Here is a 23,845-nt window from a genome sequence, read left to right as displayed (position 1 = left end):
AACGCATCCTTCGTTATAGACGATGAAATCGTTTCTACGTGTAGCCTGAGTATTATAGCACACAATGTGGTATACCGCTCTGAAACACCAGAATTTTCTTGATTACCTGACATGATGTTGGACGAGGTTACATAAATTAGCTTGGAGGGGATGAGGAGCATGCTGCAACGAAGACCAAGATGGAAAAGCCGTCGTACCACAGTAAGAAAAATGAGCAAGAAGCGGAAGTGGTTTATTATCCTTCTGATTTTTGTGCTTTTTATTATTCAGTCTTTTATTTTCATTGACCATAATTTAAAAAAGCCTATGATGTTTTTAGCTAAAGTCCGCTTGAAGCAAATTGCTACGGAATCCATCAATACAGCGATTACGCAGCAAATATCCGAAAGCTCAAATACGTATAAGCTATTGGATTGGAAATTGAACAAGGATGGGAAAGTAACAAGCTTCGTTCTTAACTATGCGGAGCATATGCGAATTACATCCGGTATGATTAGCTCCATCCAGAACACTTTAAAGACATTAGAATCGATTCCTGAGCATATACCACTTGGGCAAGCACTTGGAAGTCCCCTCATAGGCTCGTTTGGTCCTAACATTCCTATTCGACTAGTCCCGCAGGGTGCAGCTAAGGTTGAGATCAATACAAGACCCCGCGATATTGGAATTAACAATATTCTGTTCGAGGTGTATGCTCATGTCACAGTGGATGTACGTGTCATTATTCCATTTGATTCAGCGCCTGAGGTAGTCGAAACGGATATACCGATTTCTTATGCACTGGTTGTTGGCGATGTGCCAGCTTACTATTTTGATAATAAAGGCAATCCGGTCGGTGGCACCAATAATGGTCTGACAGCACCCAATATTTCGCTTCCAGACTTAAATCTTCCCAAAGGAGATAATTCAGCTGGAGCGGGAGGGGCGAACACCAAGGAGGAGCAGCAACCTGCTGAATCGGATGATTCCCATTAAGATTGGCCGCTGTCAGATCGTCTTATTTTGCTTTCGCCTTGAGATCATCGCGTTCCCATCTTTTTAAGTAATGGTACGGATCAAAGGACCAGTCTGCCAAGCCGCCATCTCGATACATACCGTAGTGTAAATGAGGTACGAATTTACCAGATGTTCCTGGCTTTCCATACCCTGATGAGCCTACAGCACCTATGACCTGCCCTGGTGCAACAATATCACCAGCTTTTAAATCCTTCTTGTAGCTCGATAGATGGGCATAGTAATGGTATACGTTTCCGATATCCCGAATGCCAATTCTCCAGCCCCCATATGGATTCCATCCTTTAACCTCAACGATTCCATAACATGTACTGCGCACGGGTGTACCATAATCTGCGAACAGATCTGTTCCCTCATGTATCCGATGGCCGCCCCAACCGCGACTTGCACCGTAGGAATCTGGATAAGAATAGGTTGCATTGACTGGCAATGGGAATGCACGTTCATATAAATCCATCGTACCTTTTACAGCATAGATAGCTGCGAATTGCTCAATCCGCTGAACGCTTCTCGAGTTCTGATAATGATTCCATAGCGAAATCCGAATATCCTCAAGCCTCTTGCCACGTTTAAGCATAATACTTGTCATTGTCGCGAGCCGATCCATCGGGTCTTGCTCATCCGCATAGCCATCACCAGATCCGTCTAAACCAATCCCTTTGAAAATCCGAATCGATTCCAATTCCTTATCATCAGGATCCGGATTTAGCATCCCTGCCCACATACGTTCAGGAAACTGAATGGAAATGAGCCCTTGCGGCTCTTTTGATTTTTTACGCTTCTTGAACTGATGAATGGTAAATTCATATTGATCCACGGCAGCGATTAAGTTCCAAGGGATGCCAGTAACAAGGCTAGTTTGATCGAATATTGCTTTGCGCTGATGATTTAATTTTTTGAGATCGAAAGAAGTTGAAACCGTGTTTGAATTGTTTGAAGATGGTTGATTTATGCTGGCAATTGCAGCGTGGTCGCTGCCAATCATCAGTGTACAAATCGTACCGAGGGAAAGTAATATTTTCCAACAAGCGGATCCTCTCATTCATATCATCCTTCCAGACCAATTGGTTTTAGGATGTATCAGGTTTCCTCATTTTAGTCATGTGTTGATCATTTTTACATTTAATTCTTATTTTTGGGATGTGCATGTTTGACTGTACTTTGCATTCATAGCTATTTGGTGTAACATGAGAATTATAGACTACGACAAAGGTGGAGAAACAATGTCATCCAAACAACATGAGAGAAAGCCAGAATGGTTAAAAATAAAACTGGAAACGGGCGATAACTTTAAGGAGATCAAGAATATGATGCGTTCCAGGACGCTGCATACGGTCTGCGAAGAAGCTAGGTGTCCGAATCTTCATGAGTGTTGGGCGAATCGTACGGCTACTTTTATGATTCTAGGAGATATTTGTACGAGAGCTTGTCGGTTCTGTGCCGTAAAGACGGGTAGACCAACTGAGCTAGATTTGCAAGAGCCCGGACGTGTTGCTGAAGCGGCAGAGCAGATGAATCTGCAGCACTGCGTCATTACTTCAGTCGCTCGCGATGATTTAGAAGATGGCGGTGCATCTGTATTTGCTGCAACTATTCGTGAAGTGCGTGAGAAATTGCCATTATGTTCAATTGAAGTTCTAATTCCAGACTTTATGGGTAATGAGGATGCATTGCGTACCGTACTCGAAGCTAAGCCAGCAGTACTGAATCACAATGTAGAAACAGTCGAACGTCTATCGGACACTGTACGTGCCAAAGCGAAATATGATCGTACGATGAATTTATTAGCACGTTCCAAGCAAATCGCTCCAACTATTCCAACAAAGTCCTCTATTATGGTAGGCGTTGGCGAAGAGTGGGACGAGATCTTGAAGACGATGGATGATTTACGCAAGGTGGATTGCAATATTATGACGATTGGTCAGTATTTGCAGCCTGGCCATAAGTACCTCAAAGTCCACAAGTACTATACACCAGAAGAGTTTAAATTACTGAAAGAAGAGGGCATGAAGCGTGGCTTCTCACACGTAGAATCAGGTCCATTAGTTCGTTCTTCCTATCATGCACACGAGCAGGTTAAGGCGGCAAACGAAACGATTGCAGCAGGTATAACGAAATAAATTAAGAAGATCCAGGTTATGGGAGAGCTGATACGTATATGATTCATATTGGCGGTAAAACATACGAACTTGTAATGGAAAATAAGAATGCTTGGAATCAGGAAGTGTTCCGTGAGCGTTATAGCGAGGTTCTTGAACGATATGATTATATCGTAGGTGATTGGGGTTATAACCAGTTAAGACTGCGGGGATTCCTGAAGGATTCACATCCCAAGGCAACCAAAGAGACATCGATTTCTGGTTTGCAGGATTACTTGCATGAGTATTGCAATTTTGGCTGTTCCTATTTTATTCTGGAGAAGGTCAGCAATAAGTCATCAGGCAAATCCCAGCTCTCAGAGCCTGAAACGAAATGATAATTATAACGGCACTTGTCATGAAACAGCGGTTAGCTGTACATGCAAGTGCCGTTTCTTTTGTATTATAAAATTAAAACTCAGTTCCGATAAAGGCTTCACGTACGCGCATCCAGAAAGGGAAAGGTCTAAATCTGGCAAATTTCACTTTCTTATCAGGTGACACTCTGCAGCGTATCGATTTCACATCATGAAGCTGCATCGCCTGATGATCGACCGTTAGGATGAATCCTTGCTGTGACTTAGGAACAATATCGATATGATGATGTTTAGGTAAAATAATCGGTGAACCGAGCGTTCGGAATACTCGATTATTAATCGATGCAATTTCAGTTATCTGGATCGCTTCAATAGCGGGATGTACAATGGCTCCACCTAAGCTTTTATTATAGGCAGTTGATCCAGAAGGTGATGAAATACAAATACCGTCCCCACGAAATGTCTCGAATGGCTCATCGTTGATGGACAGTTGAGCTACTAAGGTAATGAACATACTTTTGAATGTAATCTCATTTAGTGCATAACGCTTCTCTACGCCTTGCGCAGTCGTAATTTCAACCTCGACAACGGGGTATTCGACAACACGTAGTCCATGATCCTTTTCGCTTGAATGGTACATTAATGAGGCAACTTCTTCAATCTTATCTGGCTTCCAGTCTGCAAAGAATCCAAGTCTGCCTGTGTGAATGCCAACGAAGGAGATTTGATCCAATCGTTCAATATACTTATGAAAAGCTTGCAGCATGGTGCCATCTCCACCGATGGAAAGAACTATATCTGGTTTCTTCTCGTCATGAATTAATTCATGCGTATCTGCGAGCTCATGAAAATGCTCCGTTAGTTCACGAGAACGATTATCATCGCGATAAACTATTGCGTATTTCAACGAAATTTCCCCCTGCATGTTGTACATAACAAATTGACTTGCTGGTTATCTTTTTACATCATAATCAATTACTGTTCGGAAAACAATGCGAAAAATAAAGTGTACACAATAAAGACAGAATAGAAGAGCAAACGCGGCTCCAAATAGAAGAAGACTGATTGGGAAATAGTGAAGTAAATGGTCTAAACCAATTATTCCTGAGTGTATGGAAGGGCTATTAATTGACTGAAAGACAGATGACGTGAGCTGCATTTCAGTAAAAGGCTGCCATAGAAGAAGTACGAGAATCGCTGCAATAATGCCATGCAGGAATCTGGCTCTGAGGAAAGGACCATAACGCATGTTGGTATGGGAGAGTAGGGAGACAACCTGCGCATGCACGGACAATCCGCCCCATGATAGCACGAATGCTGCGGCAGCAAGTTTATATACGAGCGCAATGTTGCCTACGCTGCCTGCGGATTTGGCGCCAAGCGTAACCTCGAATAGTCCGTTTATGATCGGTTCTGCCAATGTATGCGGAATGCCAACTAAGGTGAGCAGCCGCTCAATGAAGGATAATAGCACTTGCATGGTTCCGATTGAGGTCAAGAGCTGTAATAGAACCGAGAAGAAGACGACGAGTCCGCCCACGACGATCATCAGATTCAGAGATTTGCCAATTGCTTCGCTGAGAAGCAGTCCTAGACTTCGGCCATCCTTGACTCGAGCCTCGTGCATGGCATTGAAGGCTTGAAGCCAGATGGAGGTGGTCCGCTTACGGCGTTCTTCTCTAGTATCGGAGCTTGCAGACAACTGACCTGTCTTGGCACCATGAAATCGCATGAGCAAAGCAATCAGCATTGCACCCCCATAATGTGCTGTTCCTAGTATAAGTGCCAGAGATGCATCATGAAAGAATCCAACAGATACCGCACCTATTAGAAAAATAGGATCTGAGCTTGTTGTAAATGCGACTAATCGTTCACCTTCTTCACGATTTACAAGCTTCTGTTCCCAGAGTGAGGCTGTTAGCTTAGCACCAATCGGGTAGCCTGAGGCGAACCCCATCGCCATGACAAACCCGCCAATTCCAGGAATGCGGAACAAGGGTCTCATCATTGGATCGAATAAGGTGCCGATAAAATGAACAATTCCAAAACCGAGCAGCAGTTCGGATATTACAAAAAAAGGAAATAAAGCTGGAAATAACACGTCCCACCATATAGAAATTCCTCTTAAAGAGGCTTCGAGACTTTGGTTTGGAAATGCAAAACCGATGACGATCAAGCTAAGGACAGCTAGTCCGATAAGTGATAATGAGACTAAGCTAGTTTGCCGATTGCGACTCATAAGTGGAGCTTCCTCCTCATAGCTTAATAAGTATGGAGATTACTACACACTTATATGATTCGATCAGGACAAACATACCTTTTAATTACTAGAGACGGATGCACTCGGGGGTTATCTTATGATAGTATGGGACTAATTGGATTATTTCAGTTACAATAGAGGTAAAGACACAGAAGGAAGGCTGAACATGGTTAACAATAACGAGATAAGCCTATATGATTATATGGGAGGAGCTGAAACGGTTCGAAAACTTGTAGAAGCATTTTATCCGAAGGTACAGCTTGACCCGCTGCTTGCACCTTTATTTCCGAAAGATATTATGCCTGTTCTTGAAAAGCAGTATTTATTTTTGTCTCAGTTTTTCGGTGGCCCTGCTCTTTATACCGAGCAAAATGGTCATCCAATGATGCGTGCAAGGCATATGCCGTTCCCTATTACGGACACGCACGCAGCAGCTTGGTTGAATTGTATGCAGCAAGCCATGCAAGACATTGAATTGCCTGACCCTCTAATTGAAGTGCTGATTGAACGTCTGAAGGGTCCTGCTTACCACTTTGTAAATACGCCAGAAGTGTAACTAACATGATCTAATGAGGTGAGTGAGATTGATGAATGTCGAGCCATTATACACAATTGAGATCAGGTGCATGAACTGTAAAACGCCATATCAGACCTCGAAAGTGCGTCCAAGCTTTAAGAAATCGACTGGTTCTGATAGTGATTTTTGTGTCCATTATAAGGAATATAATCCTGATTATTATGTTGTTCGCGTATGCCCCAATTGCGGGTTCGCATTTACGGAGAACTTCTCAAATAAATGGACGCCTCTCCAAACCCAAGAGATGAAAAGCAAAGTAACCGAGCATTGGAACAATCGAGATTATGGTGGGGAAAGAAGCTGGGAAGAAGCTTTAGAAACGTATAAGCTTGCTTTGCTATGCGCTCAGATTAAGGGTGAAAAGGAAAGGATTATTGCAGGTCTGCTCCATCATATCGCTTGGCTGTATCGTTATAAAGGCGAGACTGAGCTAGAGCTTAAATTTCTGCAATTTGCATTAGATGCTTATATTTCCGTTTATGAAACAGAAGAATTAGAGCTCAATAATGCTCGCTTAATGTACCTGATGGGGGAACTGAACCGTAGATTATGTAATTATCATGAGGCGGTGAAGTGGTTCTCTCGCGTAATTAATGATAAGCGGATCATGGATTCTGCTATGATTCACCATAGTCGAGAACAGTGGGCGGTTACTAGGCAAGAAATGATTGCTGCCAGACTTGAACTTCCAAGTGAACTGGCAGAGAACTGATTCGTTATTTGGTATTGTCTTGATCTTCTTTGTCCTGCGGATTATTGTGTGATAGTTCTTGATTCAGTTCAGTCAGCTTCTGCACGAGGATGTGCTTAGGCATGTGCATGATTTGCTCGAGCGGCATACCTAGCTTCTTCGCTAGAAGTTGTGCAGTCTCAGCAGATATTTGTAAAGGACCCATGAGAATAATCACTCCAATTATAAATTCAAATTTATCCATATAGTATATGCTTAATAAATTAGCTATACAAGAACCTGAGGAGGTATTTGGCAAATGAACACACCTTTAAAACAAACTTGGGATTTAGAAAGCATTTTTCCTGGAGGCAGCTCCTCTCCTGAATTTCTAGCATTCGTCGATGGGGCAGAGGCTGATGTTGCGGTATTCCGTCAAAGCTTAGATGGGGCTAGTGCGCCGACAAGCAGTGAGGATACAGAAGTTTTACAAAAATTAACTGATCTTGTACAAAGCATCCAAGTGAAGCTGCACGAATCTTATGCTTTCGTAGGCTGTTTATCTGCACAAAATCAGAATGATAAGAAAGCGATTCAGCTTGAAGGAAAAGTTAGAACGATTGCGGCTGATTATCTATCAGGCATGACTTTTTTTGATCAATTGCTGAAGAACACATCAGATGACGTGTGGAATGCAATCGTAGAGAAAGAACCATTCAAGTCAGTAGCATACCCGCTTAGCGAGCGTCGTGAGCTAGCCAAGGAAATGCTGTCTCCTGAAATGGAATCGCTGATTAATGAACTGGCGATTGACGGTTATCATGGTTGGAGCGATCTATACGATACAACAGTTAGTCAATTCCGCATTCCTTATGAAGAAGATGGTAAAGTTGAAGAATTATCCGCTGGCCAGGCGTTCAATAAGCTAAATGTTGCTGATTATGAAGCACGTCAAGCGATGATGAAGAAATGGGAAGATAAGTGGAGCGACAATGCTGATTTCTGTGCTGAAGCACTTAATCACTTGGCAGGCTTCCGTCTTAAAGTTTATAAACAACGTGGATGGGATACCGTACATAAAGAACCGCTTGATATTAACCGTCTGAAGAAAGAAACGCTAGATATCATGTGGGAAGTAATTGATCGCAATAAGGATGTTTTCGTAAAGTTCTTGAATCGTAAAGCACAGTTATTAGGTCTTGAGAAGCTTTCATGGGTTGATGTAGGCGCACCTCTTGGAGATGCTTCACAGAAAATCTCCTATGATGATGGAGCAAAACTAATTGTTGAGCAATTCCGTAATTTCTCACCGAAGATGGCTGACTTTGCTGTCAAGGCATTCGAATCGGCATGGATCGAAGCTGAAGACCGTGGAGGCAAACGTCCTGGCGGCTTCTGCACAGGCTTCCCAGTCGAACAAGAAACTAGAATTTTCATGACATACAGTGGGACAACTGATAATGTTGGAACATTAGCACATGAATTAGGACATAGCTATCATCAATATGTAATGGAAGGCATGCCTCCACTTGCACATAATTATGCGATGAACGTAGCCGAAACCGCTTCAACATTCGCAGAGATGATCGTTAATGATGCACTTGTTAAGAATGCTGCGACAGATGAAGAGAAAATTGTGCTACTTGAGGGCAAGATCGGAAACTCCATTTCTTTCTTCATGAACATTCATGCGCGCTTTATTTTCGAAACGAATTTCTATGCAGAACGCAGTAAAGGAATTGTTTCTGTAGAGCGTCTTAATGAATTGATGGTAGATGCCCAGAAGGCAGCTTATAAGGATGCGTTATCCGAGTATCACCCACATTTCTGGGCAGCGAAGCTTCATTTCTATTCAACGGGTGTACCGTTCTACAACTTCCCGTATACATTCGGTTACTTATTCTCAGCGGGTATTTATGCAAGAGCTGTTGAAGAGGGCATCGCTTTTGAAGATAAGTATGCGGCTTTGCTTCGTGACACGGGTTCGATGACAACTGAGCAATTAGCTGAGAAACACCTAGGTGTTGACTTGACGAAGCCAGACTTCTGGCAAGCGGCTGTTGACATGGCAATCGCAGATGTAGAGTATTTCTTAGAGCTTACTGCAGATAAAGTTAAGTAATAATAGACAAGAAAAGCAGAGCAGCTTCCTTCTAAGGGGAGCTGCTCTGTTTAATGATGGGAAAATGTATATGAAATGTTGTACCTTCTGAACTCGTATCTACTTGAATAACGGCATTGTGACGTTTGGCAATATTGTAGCAGACGGGTAGTCCAAGTCCCGTACCGGTCTCCTTTGTCGTCATGAAAGGTGTTCCAAGCTGTTTAATAATCTCTGGAGGGATTCCCGTCCCTTGATCTTGAATAGAAAGAACGACGTAAGCATTCTTCGTGTACGTTCGTATGGTTAAGACGCCACCTTCATTCATCGATTCAAGCCCATTGCGGATGAGATTGTGAAGAAGCTGCCGGATTTCTTTGTCATCCAGATAAATGAGCGGTATTGCTTCTAACTGAAGCAGTACACTTTGATTGTTCGCATTCGCATTCGCTTGCATTAAAGGATGTATCGTTCGAATAATGCCATTCAGATCTTGCAGCGTTAATTCGGAGTACTTATCTTGAGCAAGCGATAAATATTCGGTAATGATATTATTCGCTCTTGTAACCTCTTCAATCATCGTATCAAAATATACACGATCCGTTTGATACTCCTGCTTATTTCTAAGAATTTGAAGGAATCCTCGAATGGTTGTTAGCGGATTACGGATTTCATGTGATATCGAGGCTGCCATTTCTCCAACCGTATGAAGTGAACTAATCCTTTTTAACTTATTTTCTAAATCTAGATTTTGGATCAGTTTGTTATTCATCTCGTTTACTACGGTGACTAATTGCGTGATTTCATTATTTGTTTTCGGTAGGACAGAATAATCATCATTCGGTTGAAGCGTCTTGTTCGATTCCCTAATTAACTGGTTGAGCGGAAGAACAGCCTTGTGATTTATCCACCACACATTAATAAAAAATGATAATACTAATAGCAGAATATTTAGATAAATAGTTATCTTAAATGTTGTATAATACCCTTTGATCAGATCCTTCTCTGATATGATCGATACAATTTTCCACTGGGAATAAGGCAGGACAGTAGAGAAAAAGTAGGTTGGCTCCCCACGAAAATTCACATTTTGTATGAGTTCCTTCGTATCTCGAATATTGGCATAGATAGCTTGGAAGTCCGCATCACTATTGATAATAATATTCTCCTGATCGTTTACAAATGGGTAACTTGGTGTAAAGGCATGATTCCCATTTGAAGTAGTCAGTAGGGTATATCCATCCATGTTGAGCTCGATTCGATTCATGATGTTCTGCAATTGATCTAACGCGATATCTAGCCCTGCAACACCCATAAGGAGATGATTATTATCATAGATGGGTGTTGAGATGGAGATTATATTCTCTTGTAGGGTCTGGTCTTGATAGACTTCAGATATCGTTGTTTTACCGGATTTCTGGGGTCCCCAATAGTAGACAAAATTAGGATTGTCCTGATTCTCTACACGGGATGGATCCAAATCTGCAATCTCGTAGTACGTCATCAGCTTGCCATTCTTAACGCCATACCAAGCTACGAAAGGGCCTTGTCCCGTATATAACGAATTTGCAGCGAACCAGTATCCAAAAACATTGGGGTCGTGATTCTCAATCATGATTTTCGTTAGAGCATCAATATTAGTCCTGATATCTGTATTAGAAGAATAAATATTCGAGATGATCCGTCCATAGGTTTCGACAGCTTGTTTGTGTATAGAGAATTGATTGTCGATTTGCTCCGCGTACATTTTGATTTGATTCATTCTATTTGCTTCTGATGCCTTTAGATGATCGGCTCGTAATTCCCATACCGTTAGCAGATTGATGATCAGTAATACAAGGAATGTCCATAACATGATAGGGATCGAGAGCTGCCACTTTAAACTTCGTCTCATGTTTTACACCTCTTGATTCTTTGCATAATGCAAAAAACCGCGAATACACCTGGTGTAGGAAAGTATTGCGGTTAGTTTCTGAATTTACCTTAGAGTTTAAATATCTGAATTGTTTGTTGCAGCTTGGTTGCGCTTCTCGTCATTTCTTCGGATTGCTGAACAATCGCCGTAACAGCTGATATTTGCTCACTCATGGAAGCAGATACTTCCTCGGTGCCAGCAGCTGATTCTTCTGTGATAGCGGATATGTTCTCCATTGTTGCCGAGATATGCTGAGAGCTTGTCAACATAGCTTCGCTTTCCTTAGCAAATTGCGAGATTTGCTTCGATATAAACTCGACTGATTGAACGATTTCAGTAAATATCTTTTCTGTGCCTTGGATGAGATCGGTTTGTTTGTTAACAACTTCTTCATTAATTTGAATGTTCGTCAGCGCTTGCTTAATTCCTTTTTCAATCGATGTGACAAGCGAGAAAACCTCTTTGGTTAATGTGGTTGATTCTTCAGCAAGCTTACGGACTTCCTGTGCGACGACTGCAAATCCTCTGCCATGTTCGCCTGCGCGTGCAGCTTCAATTGAAGCATTAAGTGATAGCAGATTTGTTTGCTCCGCAATTTCGGAAATAACACGGGTAACCTTCGAAATGCCAACAACTTTTTCAGCAAGCAGATGAATAGCAGTGGATACTTGAGAAGTAGCATCTACGTTACGTTTCATCCCTACCCCTTGTTGCTCTACAGCATCTTGACCTTTGGTAATAAGCGAAATCATGTTCGTCGAGTGAGAATCCATTTCTCTAGTGGATTGCGCATAGCCAGCAACCTTATGTTCAATATCTTTAGTCGATTGGGAGACCGATGATACTTCCTCAGAAATTTGACCTGCTCCAGAAGCTAGTTCATTAGATGATTGACTTACTTGCTCCATTAAATCTCTTAAATGCTCATTCTTGGTGTAGATGTCTCTACTAGAATCGGTTACACGTTTCGTGATTCCACCTGTTTCTTTCAAAATATCCCGCAGTTTATCAATCATTTGGTTGAATGATTTACCTAACTCGCCAAAAGCATCATCTGAATTGACATCAACCTTCTGAGAGAAATCGCCTTTGGCAATATTTAGTGCAACACGAGAGATACTATTGACATTCTCTGACAGACTAGCTTCAATCCATTTGACGAGTGGAACACTAGAAATCGCCATAAGTGCTATAAAGAAAATCCCTAATACGGTGTTTCCGAAAATAAGCAATAATAACAAAAAAAGGATTTCAATTGCTACTAGCGTGTACAGAATATAATGCAGCTTTTGCTTAAAAGAAAGAGAAGAAAATCGATTCATATCGGTGGTCTCCTTTTTTTCTGATAATATATGTACATTTTATGAATGTGTTTAATATGATCGAATTATAGCATTTTTTGGTTATTAGGGTCTACAACAATAAAAATATCAATTTTCGACAGCATTAAATTAATAATGTCAATAAAATGTCTTTATTTTTACAAATAATGTGATAATATTGAATATTATGATTGTTTGATACAAATTAACACATTATAATGTAAATACTAACATAACCTGCAGAAAAAATTTCATTTTTAAATGAGAGAGAGGGTATGATGTTATTGAGTCCATTTTCTTTGGCGAGGCAAGTCGATTTAGCTTTTTGGGAGCTGAAGGACGAATTATGTCAGATTCGGTCTGGAACGATTACGATTCAAGTACGTGATAATGTGATTGGAAAGTTTGGTGTGAAACATCTGCCAATGGAGAGTCGGGATGGGAGATTGGAACATCATGATGAGAAAGGCTTGTCTGAAGCACAGTTTATCTCACTCAAAAGTATGGCTATCGACAGCCTGAAGTACAAGAAGAATTGGACACATGGTGAAATCGCTTTTGATTTTACAATCAGGAACAACGTATTATTTGCTTCCGTACAATTTGAATCTAACTACAATATGGCGAATTTGACCAAAAGTAAGAGTGTATAATTTAGGTGTCAAATGAACAGGGCTGTCTATAGGGTCAATGAATTGACCTGTAGGCGGCCCTGTATTTTGTCTGAATTAAGTTTAAGTATAAACGATCAACTGTAACGACCTGCTAGATTTTGTTCCGCCATTTGTACAAGACGGCGTGTAATGTTGCCTCCGATGTGGCCTGCATCTACTGTCAAAATATTACCGTTGTAGCCGTCCTTGGATAGTTGGATTCCAAGCTCTTGCGCTACTTCATATTTCATTTGATCAAGTGCTGCAATTGCTTGAGGTACAACTAGCGTATTACTGTTGCGGGATTGACCTTGAACCATGTTATCACCTCCAGTAATAGGTAGTATAAACGGAAAAAGGATTATTACGCGGACTTGGAATTGGTAAATTAAAGGAGATATTAAGCGGTGGCAAATGCACCCGACTTAAAGGACGGTGAAACCGTTTCTTCTTGTTTACCTATAGTTCTGATATAATTTTGACGAGGTGTTGAGATATGGCGAAGAGCAAATATTACGTTGTCTGGGTTGGACATGAGCCTGGCATTTATCAAACATGGGCAGAGTGTCAAGCTCAGGTGAATGGCGTTACGGGTGCAAAATACAAATCTTATGAATCTAAAACGGAAGCAGACGAAGCTTATAAGCGTGGATGGAAGCAATCCTTAAACTTTACGAATAACAGCAGCAAATCGAATGGAGCAAGTAAAGCAACGAATGTCACGAGCTCGGAAGAGATTGATTATGATAGCTTATCTGTAGATGTGGGCTGTTCCGGTAACCCTGGGATTGTCGAATATAAAGGTGTCGATACAAGGACCGGAGAAATCTTATTTTATCATGGACCCATATCGAAAGGCACAAATAATCTCGGAGAGTTTCTAGCAATCGTACATGGACTAGCTTATTTAAAACAGCTTGGCAGCGAAAAGACGATTTATTCGGATTCGATGACTGCGCTTAAATGGATTCGGACTAAGCAGGTTGCTACAAATTTAGTTCGCGATGAATCAACTGCTGAAATTTGGGAACTTGTGGACCGGGCCTTGATGTGGCTAAATACGAATTCATATCCGAATAAAATCTTAAAATGGGATACCAAACGTTGGGGAGAAATTAAAGCTGATTTTGGTCGTAAATAGTATCTTTGTGATAAAGTTTATGTTAGAATTTTATAAATTTAAAGTAATAAAGTTATAAAGTTATACCCATATGGGATGGGAGAAACATAGGAGGAATCGGAAGATGGCAACAAAAATGCGAAGCGACATGATCACCAAAGGTTTTGACCGTGCTCCTCACCGCAGCTTGCTTAGAGCGGCAGGAGTGAAAGAAGAGGATTTTGGCAAACCGTTTATTGCGGTATGTAACTCCTATATTGATATTGTACCTGGTCACGTTCATTTACAGGAGTTCGGTAAAATTGTTAAAGAAGCGATTAGAGAAGCGGGCGGCGTGCCGTTCGAATTCAATACAATTGGTGTAGACGATGGGATTGCCATGGGCCACATTGGAATGCGTTATTCGCTGCCAAGTCGTGAAATCATTGCAGATTCACTTGAAACTGTCGTAAATGCACACTGGTTTGATGGAATGGTATGTATACCGAATTGTGATAAAATCACCCCTGGAATGATGATGGGAGCATTGCGCGTTAATATTCCGACAATGTTCGTATCAGGCGGACCAATGAAAGCTGGTAAAACAAGTGATGGACGCTCCATCTCACTTTCATCTGTTTTTGAAGGAGTAGGTGCTTACCAAGCAGGCTCTTTGGATGAAAAAGGATTGCTGGAGCTTGAACAATATGGTTGCCCAACTTGTGGATCTTGTTCAGGCATGTTTACTGCCAACTCAATGAACTGTCTAGCAGAAGGATTAGGACTTGCAATGCCTGGTAATGGGACGATCCTTGCTGTTTCTGAGGAGCGCAAAGAGTTCGTTAAGCGTTCTGCTAAACAATTAATGGAATTGATTAAGCTGGATATCAAACCTCGTGATATCGTAACGGTTGAAGCGATCGATAACGCATTTGCACTTGATATGGCAATGGGTGGATCAACGAATACAGTTCTCCATACGCTTGCATTAGCACATGAAGCTGGTATTGAATATCCGATTGCACGGATCAATGAAATTGCAGCTCGTGTTCCGCATCTAGCCAAAATTGCGCCAGCATCTGATTACCACATCGAAGATGTTCATAATGCTGGTGGGGTAAGCGCAGTTATTCATGAGCTGCTTAAGAAGCCTGGAGCTATTCATGGTGATCAAATTACGGTCACTGGCCAAACACTGCGTGAGAATGTTGCTGGTTGCGAAATTCAGAATACTGATGTTATTCATACTCTTGATAATCCACATAGCGAACGCGGCGGACTTGCTGTATTATTCGGTAATCTGGCTCCTGAAGGATCGATTATTAAGGTTGGTGCAGTTGATAAATCCGTCGGCGGACGCCATGTTGGACCTGCGATCTGTTTCGATTCACAAGAGCAAGCGCTTGAAGGGATCGCAAGTGGCAAGGTGAAGGAAGGTCATGTTGTAGTTATCCGCTTTGAAGGACCTAAAGGCGGACCTGGTATGCCGGAAATGCTAGCTCCCACCTCCCAAATCGTAGGTATGGGTCTTGGCGCGAAAGTCGGTCTAATTACAGATGGTCGTTTCTCTGGGGCTTCACGCGGTATTTCGATCGGGCATATTTCTCCGGAAGCAGCGGAGGGCGGACCTATTGCCTTTGTTGAGGATGGAGATATCATTGAGCTTGATTTAGACGGTCGTAGAATTGAACTTCAGATCTCTGATGAAGAAATGGAGCGCCGTCGTGCGAATTGGAAGGGATTTGAACCGAAGATTAGCAGCGGCTATCTAGCTCGTTATTCGAAGCTTGTAACGAATGCATCAATGGGTGGCGTTTTGAAGATCTAATTGGATAAAAGAGTGAAGGAGCAGCTTATTGCTGCTCCTTTGCTTTATTTCGGCTGTCCACCGCTGCTTATTTGTATGAAATATCCAAAAGGATATCTAATTCGATCGATTCTCCAGATGGAATACCGATGATGCCCGTTAACTCAGCATCCCGAGGCACATTTGGTGCATTCGTCACCCAAGTGTAAGGCTCGGCACAGATGAAATTATCTGCTTCTCCTTTTGTATAAATGACCCAATGCTTGAATTTATCAGATGGCGCGGAGTAACGAATGATGCATCTGTCATCTTCAAGTGTCGCAACATGAGGATATTCTTCATTGCCGATATGGAATACAGTGTCAAAGTCCGTTCCTTTAAGGGATATTCCCTCAGGTAAGCCTTGTAATTCGCCAAGCGGTAGGATTTGCCCTGTTGGCATGAGATCACTTCCAAGCTCCCATATTCCAGAAACGGGGAGTGTGAATTTCCAGTCTTGCGGTTTGTGATCGAGCAAGAACCAGGTATGTAGTCCATAGCCAAATGGTGCCTTGAGTTCACTATAGTTTGTCGCCTTCACTTTATGATTAAGTGTGGAGCCAACGAGCTCATATGTAACCTCTAATTCAAAATCATGCGGAAATTGCTCCATCACCACGGGATGGTCGAATGTACGGAAAGTGGAAGTAATGGAGATGACTTCTTGATCCTCGTGTACCTGTTTAACTTTCCATGGAAGCGCCTGTAGGACGCCATGATTATGCATATTGTTCGGACGGTTAATTAAGAATTGATAAGGTCTTCCATCAAATGTAAATGCCCCACCTATAATCCGATTCGGCGGCATAAGGATTGGTGTGCCAAAATGCGCCGGATTCGCACGTAACGCTGCTGGATCATCAGGAACGCGGAGCACCTCGCGCTCTAATGTTTTGTCCCAAATGCGAATTAAGTTGTTGTTGATTGCGGGACATAGGGTGATTGACAGCTTGTCGTTCTCGAGAATATGTACGGTTTCTCCATGCCAGATCTGTTCTGTAATCATAATCTGATCCTCCTAAGTATGCTAAATAGGAATAGCGTATCCTACTATAAGTTTTATAGCATTGACAAGCTTTGTCAAATGAATTATTTGTAAGCTGGTTGACTTTACGTAAGTTGTGGGTATAATAGTAAAAAATAAGAACTGGCAATGAGAGGAATTAGTACTCCGCATATGTGACGACAGAGAGCCGATGGTAGGTGCAAATCGGTGGAGCAGGCGGGTGAATGGATCCTTGAGCTTAGATCAGAACAGGAATAAGTCATGATTGAGCTTATTTCTTAGTATGTAATACGGCAGTCCTCCGTTAACAGGGCAATAATGAGGCTTTTTGAGCGTATTGGTGTAGGTTTGAGCTCAAAGAGTAAATTAGGGTGGTATCACGGTCTTTCGTCCCTTGCGGCGGAAGGCCTTTTTTGGTTTCTTTTTTGGTTAGCTATGAAATTAATTTATATATGGAGGGTTCTAAAAATGGCTAAAGTACTTTCAGGTATTCAGGCAACAGGAAATCTAACGATTGGCAACTATATTGGAGCATTGCGTAACTTTGCCAAGCTTCAGTATGATCATGAGTGTTATTTTTCAGTAGTGGATTTGCATTCGGTAACTGTACCTCAAGAACCAGCAGCATTTCGTGAGAATGTAGAAGCGGCAGCGGCGGTATTTCTTGCGGCAGGGATTGATCCCGCTAAATCCGCATTATTCCTGCAATCGCATGTACCCGCACATGCAGAGCTTGGATGGTTGATGACGACGCTCACGTATATGGGTGAGCTTGAGCGAATGACGCAATTTAAAGATAAATCAGAAGGAAAAGAATCTGTTGGAGCGGGATTATTTACGTATCCATCTTTAATGGCAGCAGACATCTTACTCTACCAGGCTACACTGGTTCCAGTAGGAGACGATCAGAAGCAGCATTTAGAACTGACTCGTGATCTAGCTAATCGGTTTAACAATCGTTTTGGTGAAACATTTGCCATTCCAGAAGCTTATACGCCTGAGTATGGTGCTAGAATTATGTCGCTTGACGATGCAAGCAAAAAGATGAGCAAGAGCAATCCGAATGCAGGCAGCTTTATTCTGATCTTAGATGAGCCGGATGTCATTCGCAAAAAATTGTCTCGCGCTGTAACGGATTCTGGTCGAGAAGTTAAATATGATCGCGTAAATAAGCCGGAAATCAGCAACTTGATGAGTATTTTCTCAGAGTGCTCGAATTTATCAATCGCTGATATTGAAGCGAGATATGAAGGACAGGGCTATGGACAGTTCAAGAAGGATGTAGCGGAGGCTGTTGTAGAGACGCTAGCTCCAATTCAGGCGCGTTACCGCGATATTCGCTCATCGGGCGAACTTCCTGCCATTTTGCGTGATGGAGCTGAGCGTGCATCTGAGACAGCTAATCAAACTTTACGATTAGTGAAAGAGCGTATGGGTTTTCATCTTTAGAAACATCGAATTTATAACGTTCAGTTTATAAATTCTTTGCGTCCTGATTCTGCTCAGACTCTTGCTTGCGTCTCATTCTAGCCTTATAGGCGAAGCTAAAGCCGAAGAATCCTAGTGCGAGCAGGGTGGATGCTAACAGCATCCAAGGCTGGCGTGATGAGATGAAATAAGCGATTGCAAGAAGGAATACCGTACCGATAATAGCAAAACCAAAAGCAAGTGGACGTTGCATGAGATTCATCACTCCTTTGTGTATATTATTTAGGCTGCATCGCATAATAAGGGTGCAAGCTTGCAAAATACATCTACACAATCATCATACTGAAAGGAGTGTTATTCCACAATGGCTAGAAGCAACAATCTAGTAGTTCCACAAGCACAAAAAGCAATTCAACAAATGAAGGTTGAAGCTGCTCAAGAGTTAAACGTACAAATTCCTCAAAATGGATACTATGGCAATATGACTTCTCGTGAAACAGGATCTTTGGGAGGCCAAATTACTAAGAAATTAGTACAAATGGCTGAACAATCCATGTCAGGACAAAGCTCATAAACTATAGTCATCTATATCACAATCATGACAGGCCCAGGAGAACTCGATTGTTCTCTTGGGCCTTTATTTGCTTTTTTTGCCGATAAATCAAAAGAAATCCCAATACGAATGAGAATCAATTGTGATTCTTCATACGGATTGGGTATATAATCGTTTATTGAAAGTTCATACCGAGCTTCTTCTCAAGCTTCTCTTCATTCAACCATCCAATGTACGAGCCTATCGTTTGATATTGGTGATCCATAAGCAGGACCGCGACGAATGGATATTGCTTGCGATGACGATAACGCACATCGACCCAACGCACCTCAAACCCATAATCATGCTCGCGAACTTCTGCGCAGGCAAAAGAAGTAAAATATAATAAAGCTTGAATGTCTGGATGCAGCTTCGATTGTTCAACTGCAGGATGCTGATGACAATCCACTTGATCAATCCAATTCAGGCGTCCTCGTTTCAGTTCACCTAACTGGTAGGAAGCATCTGCTCGTCGTTTCACAATGTTCCAATTGCCAATTTGTATAGTTGGAATCAGATAATATTTATCGCCATTTAGATACGTATGATCTTTGTGATAAAGATTTCGTTCAATCACCTGATGGGCTAATGTTCGCCAAATATAATATAGGCCAATCAAGATATAGAGAAAAGGGAAAATAACCGCAGGTTCGCTCCATCTTATGGCCCAGATCACGATAGCAATCACATGAGTTCCAAATATAAATGGATCAAAGATATGGATGATGTTCCAGGAAATCCACTTTTTGGAGAATGGCCATAACATTTGAGTTCCGTAGGTGTTGAACAAATCCATAAACACATGAACGAATACGGCTATTCCAACCCACATGGCAATATGCCAGAAAGGCAGTCCATGGACAAAGAGCATTATCGTGAGTGTAATTAGGGCAGTCCAGATTACAAGAAGAGGGATGGAATGGGATATGCCGCGATGCATTCGAATATACGCTGCATTGTTTTTAAGTCGAAAGACACTATCGCTATCTGGGATTTGAGAGCCGATCGATGTGCCGAACAGAACAGCTACCATAGCAGTTGAATCATTTGCGATTACAGGGTCAATATGGGCGAGTCCAGCTAGCCCGAGACCGATCACGAAGTGTGTAGCTGAGTCCAATAAGTCCCCTCCTAGATGACGTGAAGTCAATTGCAAGACGAACATTTATAAGATTAGTTTACCATGTTTTGACCGAAACCAATCAGCCCATTTTTAAGTGATGCGGAGGAATCGACAAATTCATGACAAGTGGGGCAAGTTTGTTGTCAATGAATTAAATCATTTGGTATGATAAAATAATATTGGGGCAAATAGGCTGTTTGTTAAGTATTATAGAATTTATAACATTCGTCTTATAAATTTTATGTAATACCTTAAGAAACGCAATCGTCTTATAAAGACGGTGGAACCGTTTCTTCTTGTTATAGACTTGTTTGGAGGAGTGAGTTTTCTAGAATGGATAAAACAATAAGCATGGATGAAGCTGCATCAGAAGCTATAGAGGGTATGTCTAATAGCTTAGAAGAAGCTGCTGCGCATGGAGAAGTGAAACAGCGTGCAACAATAAAGGATTATTATAGATTAACGAAGCCAGGAATCGTTATCTCCAACTCAATTGCAACATTTGCAGGTTTCTGGATCGCATCTGGCAAGCATATTGATAGCTGGTTAGTACTATTCTGTTCCTTAGTGGGTACAGCGCTTGTGATGGCTTGCGGAACCGTACTAAACAATTATTTAGACCGTGATATGGATGCCAAAATGGCTCGTACTAGCAAACGTGCATTGCCAAGCGGGCTGATGAAGCCTTCGGTCGTACTCACTTATGGGATCGTGCTTGGTATTGTTGGACTAACGATGCTGTTTTTTGGCACGACGATGCTTGCAGCTTTGTTTGCAATACTTGGACTTTTCATCTATGTATGGATTTATACGGCATGGTTTAAGCGGACTTCAACATGGAGTACCTTTGTGGGTGCTTTCTCTGGTGCAATGCCTCCAGTAATTGGCTACTATTCTCTTGATAATACACCAGGAGTAGCGGGTGCGTTGATTTTATTTGCATTTTTGTTTCTGTGGCAGCCACCACATTTTTGGGCGCTTGGCATTATGCGTACAGAGGATTATCGTGCTGCAGGATTTCCGCTTCTCCCTGTTGTTAAAGGAGCGGTAGTTACGAAGCTCGCAATGATGCGATATATCGTGATCATTGTACCGGTTTCTATTTTACTAACTGTCTATGGTTATACGGGGATCTTCTATTTGATCGGGGCAACAGTGCTAGGATTAGCTTGGGCAATCATAGGTTTTATCGGTTTGAAGAATGAAAATGAAGAGAAATGGGCGAAGAAAATGTTCCTTTTCTCCATTAATTACCTGACGATATTATTATTGCTTATGATTCTTGATACAGTGAAGGTGGGTTAGTAAATGGCCGCTTTTATGCAGAAAAATTGGTTCAAAGCAGGTATTATCATTGTCCTTCTGCTTATCATTGCATCATTCGGCTATCGGTTATTGGCTAGCTCGGATAAGGGTAGCGGTCGTTTGATCTCCACTACGAATGCGAAGGGCGAAGATACTCGTATCTATGCAGCTGACTTTGAATTAGAGGATTCAAATGGCAAGACAGTTAAATTGGCGGATTATGATGATAAAGTAAAGGTAGTTTATTTCTTCTTCTCTTTCTGTCCAGATGTATGTCCTGCTACAACACAGAATTTAACGTTCTTACAGAAATCGCTAATAGACAAAGGTTTGTTCGGGGACAAGGTGAATATGATTTCGATATCATTCGATCCTAAGCGCGATACAGCGGCAAGGCTTAAACAATTCGCCGAAAGCTATGGGGTAGATGAGAAGGGCTGGACATTCCTTCGCGGGAATGATGAGGAAGAAATGAAGAAGCTTGCTGAGAAGTATGGAATTGGTGTTATGAAAGATGATAAAGGCAATTTCATGCATACCAATATCGCTCTGCTAGTTGATAAACATAACGTCATTCGGGCTTATTATGATATTCTGGATGAAGCTATTACACCTGATATGATCGTCAAAGATATGAAAACCTTAATTAAAGAAAAATAATCATGCAGCTCAGGAGGCTTATAATAGCTAATCCCTGAGCTGTTTGTTTTCATCAGGAGTCGTAACAATATAGTCGCCAAGCCCAGCCTTATCGAGCTGCAGCAAGAGGTATTCATCTGGCGTACCTTCGACTCCAGCGTAACCTTTACGCGTATAGATCTGCTCAGCATCAGGGAAAATGTCGCGGAGTAGTCCTCTGATCTTTTTGCCTGACGAATCATTATCGGTGAATAGAAATACTTCCCGTTCCTTGACGATATGCTTAAGCTTCTCTAACCGATCCGTGCTAGGTGTTCCATATGTACAAACAATTTCGATCTCAGAGTTAAGGATATGACGGAGTTTAGAACGATCATTCTTTCCTTCAACAATAATGACGATAGACAATTGGCTCAGTTCCTTTCATTGCTGAATGCATAAATAAGAGGTGTGTAACAATCAGGATCTGGAAATAATTATGGTTAAAAGTAGTATTCACAAGAAATAGAACGTTCTATGAATAGTTAAGCATAAACAAAGCTCGGGTGCGAGCAGTTTGTTGCCCACACCCGAATATGATTTGTGCCGTCTATCGACTTACGAGAATGGAGTTAAATTTACGTAAAGGAAGCACAAGGAGTGCGATCATGAGTATCATAAATGCAATATAGTAGGAAGAGACGACACCCCTTAGATTTCCCGCCAGGATTGGACCGATAAATGAGCCAAGCGAGAAAGCAATGGATAAGAAGGAGAAGGCTCTGCCGTATTTGGAGCTAGGCGTTATCGCCGCAAGTAAAGTAGATAGTGCAGGGAAAATAATCCCTTTAGTCATGCCGATCATAAACAAGGCAGCATAGAGCGGAATGGGCCATTGCACAGCGATACCAAAGAAGATAAAGGCAAGCGTTAAAGCGCCGAATACCGTTCGATATAAAGGCGAAAATCGGTTCAGAAAGACGAAAGATAGCGTTAATAAAGCACCAAGACTGACGAGCGAGAACAGAATGCCAGCTGTGACAACAGCGCTGCGTGTTGTAGCGATGAGTGGCAGCTCAAAAAACAGAATTCCTTGAGAACAAGAAATCGCAAGCGGAATTAAAAAGAAAAGCCAGGGAATCTTACTGCCGCGCGCATCTGCTTCTAATTCGGGTACGGGGAGCGGTTCAGAGAGAGCGGATTTATTGGACTTTGTTGTAGAAGTTTCCCTAACGCCGATAATAGCAAATAAACCAGTTGCGATTAGAATCCAACCGAGAATGGCAAATGCCGCTGTAAAACCTACTTTAGAAACAAGTAAAGCTCCTGCTGCAGGTGATACGACGGAAGCGAGTGTATGTACAAGGCCATTGCCCGCCATCAACTTACTTTGATGAATGCGATCCCTGGCTATTTTGGCTAGTAATGCTAGACAAGCAGGTGATAGAAAAGCAAGGACAAATCCGGATATAGAACGAATATAAAGAAGTGTCCAAGGATCTGTAATCTGAGATTGGAAAATGAGAATAATCCCTGCTACAATCAGTGAGAGGACAATGAAAGCTTTGCTGCCCCATTTATCAATTCCAAAGCCGGCAATAATATTGCCAGGAAGATGTGTTAAGGAATAAACACCCATGATATATCCAATAAAAGATGGTGCAGCACCTAAGGATAAGGCAAATGGGGAAAGTATGGGGTATTGTGCATGCAAGTCAAACATGGCTACAAATATGAATAAATATAGCCATAATGAAGTCTTCATTTTCGTCACCTCACTTAGAGTTGATGTTGCGCAAATAAAGGCAAGCCTCATATTATTTAAGGTTATGTTACTTGTCCAATGCCTATGACATATTCT

At 41.8% G+C, this 23,845-nt stretch carries 25 protein-coding genes and 1 other annotated feature; of the genes, 13 read left to right on the top strand and 12 right to left on the bottom strand.

The window, feature by feature from the left end; genetic code table 11:
• Positions 1-159: 159 nt before the first annotated feature.
• Positions 160-975, top strand: coding sequence for a sporulation protein YunB (gene yunB / locus E0485_RS15990; protein ID WP_132419068.1), 816 nt, complete (start codon positions 160-162; stop codon positions 973-975).
• Between the two features lie 22 nt (positions 976-997).
• Here the strand turns inward: yunB and E0485_RS15985 are convergent, their stop codons facing one another.
• Positions 998-2,056, bottom strand: a complete 1,059-nt coding sequence (locus E0485_RS15985) for a M23 family metallopeptidase (protein ID WP_207910996.1) — start codon at positions 2,054-2,056, stop codon at positions 998-1,000.
• A 181-nt stretch (positions 2,057-2,237) separates the two neighbouring features.
• Here E0485_RS15985 and lipA point away from each other — a divergent pair, with 181 nt between their 5' ends.
• Together lipA and E0485_RS15975 are read left to right on the top strand one after the other, a co-directional pair.
• The gene (lipA, locus tag E0485_RS15980) at positions 2,238-3,134 is read left to right on the top strand and encodes a lipoyl synthase (RefSeq protein ID WP_132419067.1); all 897 of its coding nucleotides are present in this window, start codon (positions 2,238-2,240) and stop codon (positions 3,132-3,134) included.
• Between the two features lie 38 nt (positions 3,135-3,172).
• Positions 3,173-3,490 (top strand): YutD family protein, encoded by a 318-nt coding sequence (locus E0485_RS15975; RefSeq protein ID WP_132419066.1) that lies wholly within the window; start codon positions 3,173-3,175, stop codon positions 3,488-3,490.
• Between the two features lie 73 nt (positions 3,491-3,563).
• Here the strand turns inward: E0485_RS15975 and E0485_RS15970 are convergent, their stop codons facing one another.
• Both E0485_RS15970 and ylbJ read right to left on the bottom strand, forming a co-directional pair.
• A complete protein-coding gene (locus E0485_RS15970; RefSeq protein WP_132419065.1) occupies positions 3,564-4,376 on the bottom strand; it encodes an NAD kinase in 813 nt (270 codons plus the stop codon).
• A gap of 45 nt (positions 4,377-4,421) precedes the next feature.
• Positions 4,422-5,708: a sporulation integral membrane protein YlbJ gene (ylbJ, locus tag E0485_RS15965; protein WP_132419064.1), complete on the bottom strand. Its 1,287-nt coding sequence runs from the start codon at positions 5,706-5,708 to the stop codon at positions 4,422-4,424.
• Between the two features lie 187 nt (positions 5,709-5,895).
• Between ylbJ and E0485_RS15960 the strand changes: the two genes are divergently transcribed.
• Complete coding sequence (locus E0485_RS15960) at positions 5,896-6,285, top strand: globin domain-containing protein (RefSeq protein WP_132419063.1); 390 nt, start codon at positions 5,896-5,898, stop codon at positions 6,283-6,285.
• A 31-nt stretch (positions 6,286-6,316) separates the two neighbouring features.
• Complete coding sequence (locus E0485_RS15955) at positions 6,317-7,018, top strand: DUF2225 domain-containing protein (protein ID WP_132419062.1); 702 nt, start codon at positions 6,317-6,319, stop codon at positions 7,016-7,018.
• 4 nt (positions 7,019-7,022) lie between these two features.
• Here E0485_RS15955 and E0485_RS15950 read toward each other — a convergent pair whose 3' ends face one another.
• Positions 7,023-7,202 carry a YycC family protein gene (locus E0485_RS15950; RefSeq protein ID WP_132419061.1) on the bottom strand — a complete coding sequence of 60 codons (180 nt, stop codon included), beginning with the start codon at positions 7,200-7,202 and terminating at the stop codon, positions 7,023-7,025.
• 93 nt (positions 7,203-7,295) lie between these two features.
• On the opposite strand from E0485_RS15950, the gene E0485_RS15945 reads away from it, so the two are divergent.
• Positions 7,296-9,098: a M3 family oligoendopeptidase gene (locus tag E0485_RS15945; protein ID WP_132419060.1), complete on the top strand. Its 1,803-nt coding sequence runs from the start codon at positions 7,296-7,298 to the stop codon at positions 9,096-9,098.
• Positions 9,099-9,129: 31 nt separating this feature from the next.
• Here E0485_RS15945 and E0485_RS15940 read toward each other — a convergent pair whose 3' ends face one another.
• Both E0485_RS15940 and E0485_RS15935 read right to left on the bottom strand, forming a co-directional pair.
• Entirely contained in the window at positions 9,130-10,971 is a 1,842-nt protein-coding gene (locus E0485_RS15940; RefSeq protein WP_132419059.1) for an ATP-binding protein, read from the bottom strand.
• A gap of 89 nt (positions 10,972-11,060) precedes the next feature.
• The gene (locus tag E0485_RS15935) at positions 11,061-12,314 is read right to left on the bottom strand and encodes a methyl-accepting chemotaxis protein (RefSeq protein WP_132419058.1); all 1,254 of its coding nucleotides are present in this window, start codon (positions 12,312-12,314) and stop codon (positions 11,061-11,063) included.
• 275 nt (positions 12,315-12,589) lie between these two features.
• Between E0485_RS15935 and E0485_RS15930 the strand changes: the two genes are divergently transcribed.
• Complete coding sequence (locus E0485_RS15930) at positions 12,590-12,967, top strand: O-methyltransferase (RefSeq protein ID WP_207910995.1); 378 nt, start codon at positions 12,590-12,592, stop codon at positions 12,965-12,967.
• Between the two features lie 95 nt (positions 12,968-13,062).
• Here the strand turns inward: E0485_RS15930 and E0485_RS15925 are convergent, their stop codons facing one another.
• Positions 13,063-13,287, bottom strand: a complete 225-nt coding sequence (locus tag E0485_RS15925) for an alpha/beta-type small acid-soluble spore protein (RefSeq protein WP_132419057.1) — start codon at positions 13,285-13,287, stop codon at positions 13,063-13,065.
• A 176-nt stretch (positions 13,288-13,463) separates the two neighbouring features.
• On the opposite strand from E0485_RS15925, the gene rnhA reads away from it, so the two are divergent.
• Together rnhA and ilvD are read left to right on the top strand one after the other, a co-directional pair.
• On the top strand, positions 13,464-14,108 hold the full coding sequence (gene rnhA / locus E0485_RS15920; RefSeq protein ID WP_132419056.1) for a ribonuclease H: 645 nt from the start codon (positions 13,464-13,466) through the stop codon (positions 14,106-14,108).
• A gap of 115 nt (positions 14,109-14,223) precedes the next feature.
• Positions 14,224-15,894: a dihydroxy-acid dehydratase gene (ilvD, locus tag E0485_RS15915; protein ID WP_407944856.1), complete on the top strand. Its 1,671-nt coding sequence runs from the start codon at positions 14,224-14,226 to the stop codon at positions 15,892-15,894.
• Positions 15,895-15,961: 67 nt separating this feature from the next.
• On the opposite strand, the gene E0485_RS15910 is transcribed toward ilvD, so the two are convergent.
• Complete coding sequence (locus tag E0485_RS15910) at positions 15,962-16,918, bottom strand: aldose 1-epimerase (protein ID WP_132419054.1); 957 nt, start codon at positions 16,916-16,918, stop codon at positions 15,962-15,964.
• 138 nt (positions 16,919-17,056) lie between these two features.
• Positions 17,057-17,316, top strand: a binding site (T-box leader).
• A gap of 70 nt (positions 17,317-17,386) precedes the next feature.
• On the opposite strand from E0485_RS15910, the gene trpS reads away from it, so the two are divergent.
• Complete coding sequence (gene trpS, locus E0485_RS15905; RefSeq protein ID WP_132419053.1) at positions 17,387-18,367, top strand: tryptophan--tRNA ligase; 981 nt, start codon at positions 17,387-17,389, stop codon at positions 18,365-18,367.
• A gap of 25 nt (positions 18,368-18,392) precedes the next feature.
• Here the strand turns inward: trpS and E0485_RS15900 are convergent, their stop codons facing one another.
• Entirely contained in the window at positions 18,393-18,599 is a 207-nt protein-coding gene (locus E0485_RS15900) for a DUF5325 family protein (RefSeq protein WP_132419052.1), read from the bottom strand.
• Positions 18,600-18,710: 111 nt separating this feature from the next.
• Here E0485_RS15900 and E0485_RS15895 point away from each other — a divergent pair, with 111 nt between their 5' ends.
• Positions 18,711-18,920 carry an alpha/beta-type small acid-soluble spore protein gene (locus E0485_RS15895; RefSeq protein ID WP_132419051.1) on the top strand — a complete coding sequence of 70 codons (210 nt, stop codon included), beginning with the start codon at positions 18,711-18,713 and terminating at the stop codon, positions 18,918-18,920.
• Positions 18,921-19,074: 154 nt separating this feature from the next.
• Here the strand turns inward: E0485_RS15895 and E0485_RS15890 are convergent, their stop codons facing one another.
• Positions 19,075-20,058, bottom strand: coding sequence for a metal-dependent hydrolase (locus E0485_RS15890; protein ID WP_132419050.1), 984 nt, complete (start codon positions 20,056-20,058; stop codon positions 19,075-19,077).
• Between the two features lie 336 nt (positions 20,059-20,394).
• On the opposite strand from E0485_RS15890, the gene cyoE reads away from it, so the two are divergent.
• Together cyoE and E0485_RS15880 are read left to right on the top strand one after the other, a co-directional pair.
• Positions 20,395-21,366 (top strand): heme o synthase, encoded by a 972-nt coding sequence (cyoE, locus tag E0485_RS15885; protein WP_132419049.1) that lies wholly within the window; start codon positions 20,395-20,397, stop codon positions 21,364-21,366.
• Between the two features lie 3 nt (positions 21,367-21,369).
• On the top strand, positions 21,370-22,026 hold the full coding sequence (locus tag E0485_RS15880) for an SCO family protein (RefSeq protein ID WP_132419048.1): 657 nt from the start codon (positions 21,370-21,372) through the stop codon (positions 22,024-22,026).
• 27 nt (positions 22,027-22,053) lie between these two features.
• Here the strand turns inward: E0485_RS15880 and E0485_RS15875 are convergent, their stop codons facing one another.
• Positions 22,054-22,413, bottom strand: coding sequence for a toprim domain-containing protein (locus E0485_RS15875; RefSeq protein ID WP_132419047.1), 360 nt, complete (start codon positions 22,411-22,413; stop codon positions 22,054-22,056).
• A gap of 181 nt (positions 22,414-22,594) precedes the next feature.
• On the bottom strand, positions 22,595-23,749 hold the full coding sequence (locus E0485_RS15870) for an MFS transporter (RefSeq protein WP_132419046.1): 1,155 nt from the start codon (positions 23,747-23,749) through the stop codon (positions 22,595-22,597).
• Positions 23,750-23,845: the final 96 nt, after the last annotated feature.

Source organism: Paenibacillus albiflavus, from assembly GCF_004344915.1.
Taxonomy (GTDB): domain Bacteria; phylum Bacillota; class Bacilli; order Paenibacillales; family NBRC-103111; genus Paenibacillus_AM; species Paenibacillus_AM albiflavus.
This window is presented reverse-complemented; position numbering and strand designations above follow the sequence as displayed.